This window comes from Micromonospora sp. NBC_01412, from assembly GCF_045040215.1.
Lineage (GTDB): Bacteria > Actinomycetota > Actinomycetes > Mycobacteriales > Micromonosporaceae > Micromonospora > Micromonospora rubida.
Genome location: NZ_CP109528.1, coordinates 153,735 through 167,110, shown reverse-complemented (window position 1 = coordinate 167,110; position 13,376 = coordinate 153,735). Strand labels below are relative to the sequence as shown.

The window sequence follows — 13,376 nt, the reverse complement described above, 5'->3', positions numbered from 1 at the left end:
GATGGGCGAAACCCCGTCGGCCCGCATTCGGAGGCTAGAAGCGGCCGTGCTGACCGGGCATCCCTCAGCCTGGTAAACGCCCCACCGGAAAAGCCGTGGGCGGTGAGGCGACAGTTCCGGCTGTCACCTCACCGCCCACGTCCTGTCAGCTCTGCGACCGTCCGGAGGTGAAGAAGGCCTGCGGCGGAGTCGTGGCATGCTCGCCGGCACCGGCTTGCACCGCGGCGGGCAGCGCCTTCAGTTGGACTGTGGCGAGGTGCAGGGCGAGCGGGTCGGCGATGGTGGGGACGAGCCGGCCTGCTCCTCGTCCTCGACGTCGACGAGCTTGCCGTCCGCCTCGGTGAGAACCACCCGGGGCCCGCTGATCACGTGTGCGTGGCAGTCGTGCAGCACCCGGCTGAGGTCGCTCAGCGCGTTGCGTCCCAGGCCGCGCCCAGGAGTGGCCACCATGGTCATCACGCTCTTGCCTCAATCTCCATCCCGCCGGGGCCAACGGCCTCAGGGCCGCGAGAAGCCGGCTGGTGAACGACTCCTTACACGAAGGGACCCGGAGCTCAATTCAAAAGCCCTATCGTGGAAAGGTGTGGCTTCCCTGAGGGGTTCTACACCCAGGCGGTTGGGCGCGGCGACGCCCGGTCTGGTAACGTTCAGCCTCGGCCGTGACAGACCCTTGAGGAGGTGAGACCCGTGAATGTTGGTTCGATGATGTGGGTGCTCCCCCTACCGGTCACGGCCGGCGACTGACGGAGACGTCGCAGGAGCGCCCCAAAGGCACTCCTGAAAGGCGACAGCTATTTACGTCACTACGCATCCGATCCCAGACCCCGTGACGCCCGTGATCACAAGGGTCGCGGCAGACCAGTGGCACGCCCTCGAAGACGACCTGGTGGTCGGCCGCGGCGACACTATGCGCAGGCCCGACGGGCGACTGTTCATCAGCATCGACGCATGGCACGACGCGGTCTTCGACCGGCTGGCCGCCGCCATGCTGGCGGAACTGCCAGCGCCGCTGTACACGATGGTCGACGCCGACGACTCGGATACGACCTCGAACTGGCGGCGGGCCGGCTTCGCCGACCATCGACGTGAGCGGCAGTACCTGGTGGTCGGCGAAGCGCAGACCACCGCGCGGCCCCCGACCGGGGTGACTTTCACCGGCGGCGAGGGTGTGTTCCACGCCGAAGTCGAGGGCGCCGAGGTCGGTGTGATCCGGATTCTGCCGCTGACGCGGGAGGACGGGACGCCGCGGATAGCGCGGATCGTCTCCATCGAGGTCCGTGCAGACCAGCGGCGCCGTGGCATCGGCCGGGCGCTGCTGGTCCACGCGCTGGGCGCTATGCACGCCTGCGGGTTCGGTATCGCGTCGACCGACGTCGACGAAACCGACACCGCAGCGATTTTGCTGTTGGAGGGCGTCGGCGCCCGCCGCGCGAGCAACAGCCTGGAGTTGATATGGCAAAAGTAAACCGGGGTATCGAAGTCAACGGCATCGTCGTCGAGTGCCTGAAAGACGCCCGCTTCAGGGTGCAGCTCGACAACGGGCACAAGGTGCTTGTGCACATCAGCGGGAAGCTCCGCAAGAACTTCATCAAGATCATGCTCGAGGACAGGGTGCTGGTGGAGCTGAGCCCCTATGACCTGACCCGCGGCCGGATCACCTACCGGTACCGGATGTAGCAGCCGGCAGAACATGTAAGACGGGAGCGGTGCGGGTCCTCCCAGGGGATCCGCACCCTTCGAGGAGCGTCTGCGTCAGCCAGTTCACGGTGTCGCGTCGCTGGGACCTTTTGCGACCCCTGATTCGGTAAGGCACTCGCCGCAATGCCCCGCCGCCGAGCAGGGTCGGCGGAGCGTTCGGGATTTTCATCGTCGACGGCACCATCTGCCCCGCCTGGGATTGACGCACCGTGCCTGCTGCGGACCAGCGAGGACTACGTCCGGGACGTGATCGACGCGTTCAACGCTCGGGGGTTCGACGCCTTGGACGCAAAATGGAGCGGGGGCGCACGCCGCCGCGATCGGCGCCAACATCCGATGGCGCAACCAACGCGCGAAACCCAAAACGTTGTTCGCCGCCCGATCCAAGATCCGCCACCCCGATTACCCGCTCATGCTGCATGACGAGGCACTAGTCGAACATCAGGCGGAGTTCAACAAGCAGCTCGCCGGTATCCGCGCTGCCGTCGAGCGCGCGGTAGCCGACTTCAAGTGCTGGCGGATCTTCTCCGAAGAGGGCGGGCGCTTCCGCGCCCCCATCGAGAAGTTCGCAGAGTCCCTTACCGCCGTGGTCGGACTACACTCACATTTATGTCCGTGACAATCCGATGATTCTGTTGTCGCACTTTATGCGACCTGGCCGGAAGCCTGCGGTGCGCCCTCATCAGTCAGGTTGGTAGTATTTCCGGAAACGCCCGGACTTCCTTGCCTGGCCTATCTTCGGCTGCCTAGCGTAGCAGCCGTGACGATGCATACGGTTCAGTCCACACTGGCCACGGTCCGGCCGGGAATCCTCGATTCCGGCGCCGCGCCGGCCGCCAAGATCGAACCCGGCGACGAGGTTCTCTATCCGGACACCTGGACGAACTGGCAGAACCAACTGCGGTACGGCATGTCGTCGGCCGACCGCGCGCGGCTGCGCAAGGAGTACCCGGGCTGCCCGTTCCAGATCATCGGCCCGGTCGAGGTGACCGGCGCCGAGCCGGGCGACGTCGTCGAGTGCCAGCTGACGGAGTTGCGGCTGAGCGACTGGGGCGGGAACGCCTTCCCGACCCGGGCCGGCGCGTTGCCGTACGACTTCGACGAGCCGTACTTCCACGACTTCCGGTTCGACCAGACCCGGACCCGAGCCGACTACGTCCACGGGATCTCGCTGCCGCTCGACCCGTTCGCCGGCATCATCGCGGTCGAACCGCCAGGCGACGAGCAGGTGAGCGCGCTGGTCGGCGGCGTGCACGGCGGCAACCTGGCACTTCCCGAGCTCACCGTGGGTTCGTCGCTGTTTCTTCCCGTGGCCAAGCCGGGGGCCCGGATCTGGATCGGTGACGTGCACGCCTTGCAGGGCGACGGGCTGGTCGACCAGACCGGCCTGAAGTCGACGGCCGAGCGCCTGCGGATGCGGTACGACCTCCACAAGAACGTCGGCTTGACCCGGCCCCTGGCCGAGACCGACACGCACTGGGTCGGCATCGGACTGGCCGACAGCCTGGAGGCCGCGCTGGTCGACTGCCTGCGCGCAATGATCAGCTGGTTCAGCGCGGCATCCGGCGTCACCCGCGCAGAGGCCCACGCACTGTGCAGCATGGCGGCGAGCTTCCGGATCACCCAGTACGCGGACCAGAGCGAGATCCACCACGTCGATGTCCCCCTGCCGCCCAAGGGCGTGCACGCCCTGCTGCGCAAAGACGTCTTTCCGGTCGACCTGCGTACCCGGGTCAACCGTTGGCTGCGCCCTGCGGCCTGACGCGATTCAACCTTCCGGGAAATGTCCGGCCGCCCTCATTCGCGGTGACCACGTGCAGTCAATGTGAGGGATGGCTACCGCGGCACTCGCTGGTTAGTCTGCGATTTATCTCGCTCGGCCACTGGTCATCGCATTTTTCCCGGACAGGAAGGCGAAACCGGGTGATGAGTACGACGCATGTGCATTATTTTCAGCAGTTGCTGACCCGTTTCGATGCCGATCCGGATCGCGTTGCGTTGGTCAGCAGGGGTGTCCTCCACACCGCGGGGGAACTGGCCGATGCCACCCGCCGGGCCGCGGCCGTGATGGGTCGTCACGGCATCACCCGCGGCGACGTCGTCTGCATTCTGACCGAGCCGAACACCGCCGCCACGCTGATCCTGCGGTGGGCGGCGAACTTGGTGGGGGCGACCGCCGCGCACGTGCGCGGGATGAACGCGGTGGTGCCTGATGACGAGTTGCGGGTGGAGTTGCAGCGCGCGGTCGTCGCGGATCTCGGCGCACGGATGCTGGCGGTTGATCCGGCCAACGAGGAGCGGGCGCGGGACCTGGTGGTGAACGCGGCCGATCGGCCGATTCTCGCCGTGCTGGGCGCCGGGCAGCCGGACACCGTGGACCTGACCGCGGGTTCCGGTGATGGTGTGGGTCCGTGTGCGGACATCGTCGACGGTGACCTCGCGTTGATCACGCAGACCAGTGGGTCGAGCGGCCTGCCGAAGGGTGTCTGCTGGACCTTCGGGGTGAAGAACGAGATGGCCACGTCGGCCGTCGGCCGCAGCGGCCGGACGAACCTCCTGATCACCGCACCGCTCACCCATTCCAGCGGATTCGGCGCGGACGACACGCTCGTCACCGGTGGCATGGTCGTGCTGCACAACGGCTTCGACGCGGGGGCCGTGCTGCGCGCGGTCGCCGAGTACCGCATCGGCCGGCTCATTCTCGGCACTCCGCAGGTGTACGCGCTCGCCGAGCATCCGGACCGGGCGGGCACCGACCTGTCCAGCTTGACCGAGCTGATCTACACCGGCAGCCACGGGGCGCCGCTCCGGCTGCGCGAGGCCCGGGAGATCTTCGGTCCGGTGCTGATCCAGGTGTACGGCACGACCGAGACCGGCGTGCTCACCATGCTCTTCCCGGACGATCACAGCGACCTGCGCGCGTGCGGCACCGTCGGCCGGCCGTTGAGCCCCGAAGCGCTGAGCATCCGGGACCCGGAGACCGGCGCGGCCCTGCCCGCCGGCGAGATCGGCGAGGTCTGCGCGAAGCCGCGCTGGCCGATAGCCGGCTATTGGCACGAGCCGAAGCTGACCGCGGCGCTCGTCCGTGACGGCTGGGTGCGCACCGGCGACCTTGGGCACCTCGACGCCGACGGTTACCTGCACCTGAGCGGCCGGATCGCGGACATGATGAAGGTCAAGGGTCTCCGCATCCACCCCGAGGCCGTCGAGAGGGTGCTGAGCCAGGCGCCCGGCGTTTCCCAGGTCGCGGTGTGCGGCGTGGAGGACCCCGACCGCGTGGAGCGGATCTACGCCGCTGTCGTGCCGAAGCCCGGCGCCGTCGTGGACCTCCAGGAGTTGCGCCGTCATGTCGCCGAGGCACTGTCCGACAACCACGTCCCCAGCTTGATCGAAATTTGTCAGGAACTGCCGGTGACCGGCCCGGGCAAACCCGATCGGGTCCAGCTGCGGGCCGATGCCCGCGCGGCACTGACCCGGCCCGTCTCCCGGGTCTAGGGGCGATTCAGCCTTCCCGGGAAACGTCGGGCCGCTTCATTCGCGGTGACCACGTGCAGTCAATGTGAGGGATGGTTACCGCGGCACTCGCCGGTTAGTCTGCGATTTATCTCGCTCGGCCACTGGTCATCGCATTTTTCCCGGACAGGAAGGCGAAACCGGGTGATGAGTACGACGCATGTGCATTATGTGCAGCAGTTGCTGACTCGTTTCGATGCCGATCCGGGTCACGTTGCGTTGGTCAGTGATGGTGTCCTCCTCACCGCGGGGGAACTGGGCGATGCCACCCGCCGGGCCGCGGCCGTGATGGGTCGTCACGGCATCACCCGCGGCGACGTCGTCTGCATTCTGACCGAGCCGAACACCGCCGCCACGCTGATCCTGCAGTGGGCGGCCAACCTGGTGGGGGCAACCGCCGCGCATATGCGCTGGGTGAACCCGGGCGGACCCGACGATGAGTTGCGGTTGGAGTTGCGGCGCGCCCTCGGCGCGGATGTCGGTGTGCGGATGCTGGCGGTCGATCCGGCCAACGAGGAACGGGCGCGGGACCTGGTGGTGAACGCGGCCGGTCGGCTGATTCTCGGGGTGCTGGGCGCCGGGCAGCCGGACACCGTGGACTTGACCGCGGGTTCCGGTGATGGTGTGGGTCCGTGTGCGGACATCGCCGACGGCGACCTCGCGGTGATCACCCAGGTCAGGCTGTCGAGCGGCCGGAATGGCGTCTGCTGGACCTTCGGGGTCAGGAACGCCATGGTCTCGGCGGCACCGTGCCCGCCACCCCTGGCTGGCACGAGCGCCGCCGGCCGCAGCGGCCGGACAAACCTCCTGATCACCACACCGCTCATCCATTCCGACGTGTTCGCTGCGGACGACACGCTCGTCACCGGTGGCATGGTCGTGCTGCACAACGGCTTCGACGCGGGGGCCGTGCTGCGTGCGGTCGCCCAGTACCGGATCAGCCGGCTCGCTGTCGGCACTCCTCAGGTGTACGCCCTCGCCGAGCACCCGGACCAGGCGGGCACCGATCTGTCCAGCCTGACCGAGCTGTTCCACGCGGGAAGTCCGGCGGAGCCGCAGCGGCTGCGTGAGGCCCGGGAGATTCTCGGTCCGGTGCTGATCCAGGTGTACGGCACGACCGAGACCGGGGTGCTCACCATGCTCGCCCCCGACGATCCCGGCGACCTGGACGCCTGTGGGACGGTCGGCCGGCCGGTGGATCCCGAGGGGCTGAGCATCCGGGACCCGGAGACCGGCGCGGCGCTGCCCGTCGGCGATCCCGGCGAGGTCTGTGCGAAGCCACGCTGGCCCTCGGCCGGCTACTGGCATGAGCCCAAACTGACCGCGGCGCTCGTCCGTGACGGCTGGGTGCGCACCGGCGACCTCGGGCACCTCGACGCCGACGGTTACCTGCACTTGAGCGGCCGGATCGCGGGCATGATGAAGGTCAAGGGCATCCGCATCCACCCCGAGGCGGTGGAGAAGGTGCTCAGCCGGGCCCTGGGCGTGTCCCAGGTCGCAGTGTGCGGAGTCGAAGACGCCAATCGGGTGGAGCACATCTACGCCGCCGTCGTGCCGGAGCCCGGCGCCGTCGTGGACCTCCAGGAGTTGCGCCGTCATGTCGCCGAGGCCCTGTCCGACAACCACGTCCCCAGCTTGATCGAGATTCGCCGGGGACTACCGAAGACCGGCTGGGGCAAACCCGATCGGGTCCAGCTGCAGGCCGCTGCCCGCGCGGCACTGACCCGCCCCGTCTCCCCGGTCTAGGGGACCGGATGGATCTCCGTCAGGCACAGAAGGGGAGGGTCTCGTGAACCGCACCTCGACCCGGTACACCGACCACGTTTCCGCCGACCAGCGCCGGGCCTGGGCCGCCGCGGGCCACTACCCGGGCCAGGACTTGTACTCCCTGTTCCGGGGCCACGTCCGGCGCGCGCCTCAGGCGCCGGCCGTGCTGGACGCCGAGGGGACGGTCAGCTACGGCGAACTGGACCGGACAGCGCGACGCCTGGCCGCGGGGCTGGCACAGCTTGGCATCGGCCCCGGCGACGTCGTGGCGGTCCAGTTGCCCAACGCCCGTCTCGCGTGTGCCGTCGACCTCGCCGTCGCGGCGGTGGGTGCCATCGTGCTGCCGTTTCCGCTCGGCCGGGGCGACCGCGACGCGGTGAGCCTGTTGCGCCGCTCCGAGGCGGTCGCGGTGATTACCGTCGCCGATCATCACGGCTATCCCTGCGCCGAGCGCATCCGGAAACACGCCGACGCCCTGCCGATGCTGCGTGCCGTCATCGTCGCCGGGGACGGCGCCGCCGAGACGCCGGGCTGCGTGCCGCTCGAGTCCCTGTTCGCCGCCACCGCAGACGAGTTCGTGCCGCGGGAATTCGACCCCGACGGGCCGGCGCGGATCCTGGTTACCTCCGGGTCCGAGGCGGAACCGAAGATGGTCCTGTATTCGCACAACGCGCTGACCGGCGGGCGGGGTGCCATGATGGCCGGCCTGCACCGAGGGTCTCCGGCCACGATGCGCAACTTGTTCCTCGTCCCGCTGGCGTCGGCCTTCGGCTCCAGCGGTACGCCGGTCACCCTCGCGACCCTGGGCGGGACCCTCGTGCTGAGGCCGGCCTTCGACGCTGCCGCGACGCTGCGGACCATCACCGACACCCGGCCCACCCACCTGCTGGGCGTGCCGACGATGCTGCGCATGCTGCTGGACTGCCCGGAGATCCAGGACACCGACCTCAGCGCCCTGCAGGCCGCCGTACTCGGTGGGTCCGCGCTCGACCCGGACACCGCGCGGCGCGCCGAGGAGCTCCTGGGCTGCACGGTCGTCTCGCTGTACGGCTCGGCCGACGGGGTCTCGTGCAACAGCGGTCTCGGCCGTTACGACGGTACGGTCGGCTGTCCCGACCCCGCCGTCGCGGACATTCGCATCGTCGGCCCGGACGGGCTCGAGCTGCCGGCCGGAGCGACCGGCGAGGTCGTCGCGCGCGGCCCGATGTCGCCGATGAGCTACATCAATTCTCCCGAGCTGGACCGCACGCTGCGCACCCCGGACGGGTGGACCCGTACCGGAGACCTCGGGTTGATCGACGACCGGGGCCGGCTCCGGATCGTCGGACGCCGCAAGGATGTGGTCATCCGCGGCGGCCTCAACATCAGCCCGGCGGAGGTCGAGTCGGTGCTGATCACGCATCCCGCGATCCGCGACGTCGCCTGCGTAGCGGTGCCGGACCCGCTGTACGGCGAACGCGTCTGCGCCTGCGTCGCCACCTCGGCCGACCTGAGCCTGGCCGAGGTCACCGCCCACCTCGCCGCGGCCGGGATGGAGCCAAGGAAGTTCCCGGAACGTCTGTTGCTGTTGGCCGCCCTGCCGCTGAGCGCCGCGGGAAAGGTGGACCGGCAAGCGCTTCGGGTGCAGGCCGTAAACCAGGGATCCGACGCGACCCGGTGAAACCCGGTCCAGAACAGAGGATGTCACCGCATGACTGAGGGAATCTCGGAACCGATCTCGTACCGACGGCACTGGGATCGCACCGAACCGTTCGATCCGCCGGCGGTGCTCGGTGAGCTGGTCCGGACGCGGCCACTGACTCGGATGGTGTATCCCGACGGTCACATCGGCTGGCTGGCCACCAGCCACGACCTCGCCCGTGAGGTGCTCAGCAACCAGGCGTTCAGCCACCGGTTCCACACCACCCACGCCCCCGTGACGAAGAAAGGCGAGATCTTCCCGTCCGTGCCCATCGTGCCGGGCGGGTTCATCCACATGGATCCGCCGGAGCACACCCGCTACCGGAACCTGCTCAGCAGCGAGTTCAGTGCCCGCGCTACGAGGGCGTACGCCCCGCGGGTGGCCGAGCTGGCCACCGCGCAGCTCGCACAGGTGCGGGAGCACGGCTCGCCGGTCGACCTTCTGCCGACCTACGTCCGGCCGCTCTCGCTGCGGGTGTTGTGCGAGGTGCTGGGGGTCCCGTTCGCCGGCAGCCCGGTCCTGTCCGCCCTGAGCGACAGCGCCACCGATGACCAGGTCAGCATCGAGGCGGAACGGGAGGCCGGGACACAGGCGTACTTCCACCTTCTGGACCTCGTGGGGAAGGCACGGGTCGAGCCGGGCGCGAACGTCATCGGGCGGCTGGCTGCCGAGCCCGGGCTGACCGACCGCGAGATCACCAACATGCTGCTGATCGTCTTCGCGGCGGGCTTCGCCAGCTGCGAGGGCGCGCTCGCGTCGTCGTTGCTGGCGCTGCTGCATCATGGCGACCAGCTCGACACGCTGCGTTCGGCCGCCCGGACCGGCGGCGCGAGCGGCATCGAGGCAATGGTCGAGGAGCTGCTGCGGTACACGTCGGTCAACCAGTTCCAGATCTTCCGGACCGCGCTGTCCGACGTGGAGCTCGGCGGGGAGCTGATCCGGGAGGGGGAGACGGTGACGGTCGCCTTGCCGGCGGCCAATCGTGATCCGGCCAAGTTCGGTTGTCCCGACCGGTTCGACCTGAGCCAGGACGCGTCGGCTCACCTGGCCTTCGGGTACGGCGTACACGCCTGCGTCGGGCAGCAGCTGGCCCGGCTCGTCCTGGCCGAGGCGCTGACCTCACTGGTGCTTGGCCTGCCCGGACTCGCCTTGGACGTGCCGCTGGAGCAGGTTCCGGTGCGTCTGAAGACCCCGGTGCTGGGCGTACTGCGCCTGCCCGTTCGCTTTTGATCTCGACCTGTTCGCGGGCGGCCGGATGGCATCCGGCCGCCCGCATGCTTCATCGCTACGAACGCGGCGCCCGGTCTGCGCATGCCAGCAGCGAGTCGCGGATGTGGTCGTGGATCGAGTCCATCTGCTCGGTCGTGAAGCACTGCGTGCTGTACGGCATCTCGATGCTGAACCGGCCGTAGATCGTCGCCGGCGACGCGAGCAACGGGCCCGCACCGTGCTCCGGGTTCCACCGGCTGGACAGCGGAAACTTGGTCATGTCGACGATCTCCAGTCCCTTCGGGGACGGTGGCCCGTCGATCCGTCCGACGTTGGTGAGCACCAGGCTGGTCGGCCAGAGCTGAGGGTGGGGGAGCAGCCGGTCCAGTGCCTGCATCTCCATCGCCGGGTCACCCCGCTCGATGCCGGCGCGCAACTCGGTGGTGAAACGGTGGCCGAGCTTGACCAGGTCGACGCCGGCGGGCACCTCGAGCAGATCGCGGTACCAGGAGACCATCGGCACCATCGCCTCGTGGCTGAGGTCCGGCGCGACCTGGTCGCGCAGGTCGACCGTGCAGAAACTGGACAGCCGGTGACCGTCCAGCTCCTCGGGCAGGCCGGCGCGTACGGCCGCCAGCAGTGCTGCGGCGACCAGCCCGTTCACCGACACCCCGGCGTCCTTGGCGAAGGCCAGCAGACCGGTGGTCTCCGATTCGGTCAGCCGGAGCCGGCGCGAGGTCATCAGACTCTCCGCCGGCACCGCCGGGGCGGACCCGGCCGCCCGGAACGGCAGAGACGCCACCGGCGCGCCCTCGGCCCGCTTGAGCCGCTCCTGGACGTAGGCGTCCAGCTCGGCCTCGCTGCGCGGCGGCAGCCAGTCGTCGAGCGGCGTCGGCCACTCCTGCGGCCGCGGCTCCGGCGCCGAGTAGCTGCCGGATTGAATGTCGATGTAGCGCTGCCAGATCCGGCGGCAGAACGCGGTCGCGCTGCGGCCGTCGCAGATCGCATGGTCGACGCCGAACATCACGACGTCCTCGTCGGCACCGGTCAGCAGGACGGCACGCGCGAGCGGGCCACCGAGGTACAACGGCTTGTTGTACTCCTGAAGCCGCGCGCCGGGCTCGTTGCGCCGGACGTGCAGGCGCGGCAGCTCGCTCGGCTCGAGCAGGCTGAGGTAGTAGTCGTCGCCGTCCTTCTCCAGACGGCTGCGCAGACCCGGTGCCTCCGCGAGGACAGCGGTGAACGCCGCGTCCAGGAGCTGCGCGTCGACGCCGCCGCGCACCACGCAGATCTGCAGCGCCTGCGTCCTGATCTCGCTGACGTACATCCGCTCCGACCGGGCAATTCGTCGGCGCATGCCTTCCTCCTCGTTGTCGGGATCAGCCGACTTCGCCGGCCAGGATCGCGCTTCGGTGCGCATGCCAGTCACCGTCGTCGGTGACGGTGCGGGTCTGCTCGATGCCGGCCCGGACGGTCAGATAGCGACGGCCCTTCAACACCACCTGGCCGTCGGAGACCGCTCGGCTGTAGAGCTCGGCGCCGTCGCCGCCGGCCGCGAGCGCGGCGTTGATCGCCTTTTCCGCCGGCGCCCAGTCCGATCGGTCGCGGACTTTCGGGGTGAACGCGTAGACCGTGCTCCACTGGCCGAGCCGGGGGCGGCGCTGCAGCGACATACCGTCCCCGCCATGGGTGAGCCGGTACCGGCAGCCGTACTGCCGTTGATCGCCGGCGTCGTCGAGGCGCAGGGGCTCGACGAACGACGGTCCGGCGTACCCGATGTCGACCAGCCAGGACCCGCCGTCCACGCGGGCCAGGATGAGCATGTGCTCGACCTCGACACCGTAGGACCGGCGGCCCTCCGCCGTCGTGCCGGCGATCAGGTCGGCATCGAACCCGAGGTCGCGCAGCAGCCGCAGGAACAGCCGGGTCATCTGGACGCAGCCGCCGCCGTGGCCCGACGCGACCACCGAGTCGAACGTCGCGTCCTCGTCGAAGTCGACCAGATCGACCAGCCGTCCGCTCGGCGCCGGCACGGCCAGCGAACCCGCACTGTTGAACGGAATGCTCTCCATGTGCCGCTTGTGCAGTGCGACGAGGGTCGCCAGATCCGCGGTCGGCTGGCTGGTGGCGGAGTCGTACCCCAACCGCCGCAGGTACGTGTCAATGTCGTACATCGTCTGTCTCTCTCCGGGCATCCCTCACGCCGACAGCCGGCAGGCCGGAAAGCCTGCCGGCTGGCGAATCCGACGGTGGACCGCTACTTGCCGTTGTCGTCGAACGACGCCACCAGCGGCCGCAGCGGAGTGAAGTCGTGCCAGGGGTTCTGGAGGATCTGGCGCCACGTCGCGTCGTGCCCGCGGACCTTGAGCCGGAAGTAGACCGTGCGCCGGACGGAGTCGGACGTGTTGCCGCCGACGTTGTGGCCGACCATGTAGTGCTTCAGCAGCATGTCTCCCGCACGGGCGCGCACCTGCTCCCGTTCGGGCAGCTTGATGTCCGGGTAGGAGGTGAAGGCGTCGGGCCCGTGCTCACGGAAGTACTGCGCGTGGGTGCGGTGCGTTCCCGGCCAGACGTAGAGGTTCCCGGAATCGTCGCCGTCCTGGTCGGTGAGGAAGAAGCCGGCGAGCATGGTGAAGGTCCGCGGGGGTTCATCGGCCTTCCGGCGCATGCCGCCGTCGATGTGCGGCATTCCCCGGTCGTCGACGTAGGGCGGAAAGGTCATCGCGATCTGCGTCTGCCACGGATATTCCATGGCACCGTCGCCGGTGAGTTCTTCGGCTAGCTCGAAGGCCTGGGTGTCACGCAGAAGCGCCGCGAGGTCCGGCTCCTCCTCCCACTTCGGGAACATGAAGTGCGGTCCGGCGTGCCCGTCCTCGGGCGGATGCGCGCGCAGCTGCTTGTCCACCGCCGCGTTGGCCGCGGCCAGGATGTCCGGAGGCACGACGTCCGGGATCACGATGAAGCCGCGTTCGGCGAACTCCAGCAGCTGTTCACGAGTCAACGTCCGCTGCACACTCAACGTCCGCGAGTCGATGCTGCTCGGCATGGCTTCGGTGGGTGCGGCGGGGGCGGCGCGCCTGGCTGCTTCCAGGATCGCCCGTTCGATCGCCGTCGTGGCGGACGCGCCACCGCGGGTCAGGGCGGCAAGTGCCTGCTCGATCCGGTCGTCAACGCGAATGGTGATCGTGTCGTTTTCAGCCACGAACTCTCCACCCTTCCTGTCGCATTCGATGTTCAGGACGTGCTGCCGATGCTAGGTCGGATGTGGAGGGATCCCTATCCCTCGGTCTGACAGCACCTGGCCGGGGGGACTCCCGTCAGCCGGAAATCACAGCTCCCGTAGGCCTTCGGAACCGAGTCAATCTCGTTGGTCCTTGGCAGGAATTCGGTCGTGTCGTGGGTGTTCACGTGATCCCGCAGATATGACGCGGCGTCCTTCTTTTCGGTGTCGGTGTCGGGGGCGTAGAAGTAGGAGAAGGAGTAGTCGAACGGGGTGAAGGCGCTCATT

General features: G+C 68.9%; 13 protein-coding genes. 8 read left to right on the top strand and 5 right to left on the bottom strand.

Annotated elements, in window-relative coordinates; translation table 11 throughout:
• Nucleotides 1–237: 237 nt before the first annotated feature.
• On the bottom strand, nt 238–450 hold the full coding sequence (locus OG617_RS00790) for a hypothetical protein (RefSeq protein ID WP_405097786.1): 213 nt from the start codon (nt 448–450) through the stop codon (nt 238–240).
• A gap of 376 nt (nt 451–826) precedes the next feature.
• On the opposite strand from OG617_RS00790, the gene OG617_RS00785 reads away from it, so the two are divergent.
• The 8 genes from OG617_RS00785 to OG617_RS00750 all read left to right on the top strand — a co-directional run bounded on the left by OG617_RS00785 (nt 827) and on the right by OG617_RS00750 (nt 9,889).
• Nucleotides 827–1,465 (top strand): GNAT family N-acetyltransferase, encoded by a 639-nt coding sequence (locus OG617_RS00785; protein ID WP_405097784.1) that lies wholly within the window; start codon nt 827–829, stop codon nt 1,463–1,465.
• Nucleotides 1,453–1,677, top strand: a complete 225-nt coding sequence (infA, locus tag OG617_RS00780) for a translation initiation factor IF-1 (protein WP_387026116.1) — start codon at nt 1,453–1,455, stop codon at nt 1,675–1,677. Before OG617_RS00785 ends, infA begins: the two co-directional genes overlap by 13 nt.
• A gap of 340 nt (nt 1,678–2,017) precedes the next feature.
• A complete protein-coding gene (locus OG617_RS00775; protein ID WP_405104056.1) occupies nt 2,018–2,317 on the top strand; it encodes a transposase family protein in 300 nt (99 codons plus the stop codon).
• Between the two features lie 147 nt (nt 2,318–2,464).
• Nucleotides 2,465–3,460 (top strand): acetamidase/formamidase family protein, encoded by a 996-nt coding sequence (locus tag OG617_RS00770; RefSeq protein ID WP_405104055.1) that lies wholly within the window; start codon nt 2,465–2,467, stop codon nt 3,458–3,460.
• A 164-nt stretch (nt 3,461–3,624) separates the two neighbouring features.
• Entirely contained in the window at nt 3,625–5,193 is a 1,569-nt protein-coding gene (locus OG617_RS00765; protein WP_405097781.1) for a class I adenylate-forming enzyme family protein, read from the top strand.
• Nucleotides 5,194–5,238: 45 nt separating this feature from the next.
• A complete protein-coding gene (locus tag OG617_RS00760; RefSeq protein ID WP_405097779.1) occupies nt 5,239–6,957 on the top strand; it encodes a class I adenylate-forming enzyme family protein in 1,719 nt (572 codons plus the stop codon).
• A gap of 43 nt (nt 6,958–7,000) precedes the next feature.
• Nucleotides 7,001–8,638, top strand: a complete 1,638-nt coding sequence (locus OG617_RS00755; RefSeq protein ID WP_405097777.1) for a class I adenylate-forming enzyme family protein — start codon at nt 7,001–7,003, stop codon at nt 8,636–8,638.
• 30 nt (nt 8,639–8,668) lie between these two features.
• Nucleotides 8,669–9,889: a cytochrome P450 gene (locus OG617_RS00750; RefSeq protein WP_405097775.1), complete on the top strand. Its 1,221-nt coding sequence runs from the start codon at nt 8,669–8,671 to the stop codon at nt 9,887–9,889.
• A gap of 55 nt (nt 9,890–9,944) precedes the next feature.
• On the opposite strand, the gene OG617_RS00745 is transcribed toward OG617_RS00750, so the two are convergent.
• The 4 genes from OG617_RS00745 to OG617_RS00730 all read right to left on the bottom strand — a co-directional run bounded on the left by OG617_RS00745 (nt 9,945) and on the right by OG617_RS00730 (nt 13,375).
• Nucleotides 9,945–11,225, bottom strand: coding sequence for a phthiocerol/phthiodiolone dimycocerosyl transferase family protein (locus OG617_RS00745; RefSeq protein ID WP_405097773.1), 1,281 nt, complete (start codon nt 11,223–11,225; stop codon nt 9,945–9,947).
• A gap of 22 nt (nt 11,226–11,247) precedes the next feature.
• On the bottom strand, nt 11,248–12,042 hold the full coding sequence (locus OG617_RS00740; RefSeq protein ID WP_405097771.1) for an arylamine N-acetyltransferase: 795 nt from the start codon (nt 12,040–12,042) through the stop codon (nt 11,248–11,250).
• 83 nt (nt 12,043–12,125) lie between these two features.
• Complete coding sequence (locus OG617_RS00735) at nt 12,126–13,070, bottom strand: phytanoyl-CoA dioxygenase family protein (protein ID WP_405097769.1); 945 nt, start codon at nt 13,068–13,070, stop codon at nt 12,126–12,128.
• 74 nt (nt 13,071–13,144) lie between these two features.
• Nucleotides 13,145–13,375: a hypothetical protein gene (locus OG617_RS00730; RefSeq protein ID WP_405097767.1), complete on the bottom strand. Its 231-nt coding sequence runs from the start codon at nt 13,373–13,375 to the stop codon at nt 13,145–13,147.
• Between the last annotated feature and the right edge of the window lies 1 nt (nt 13,376).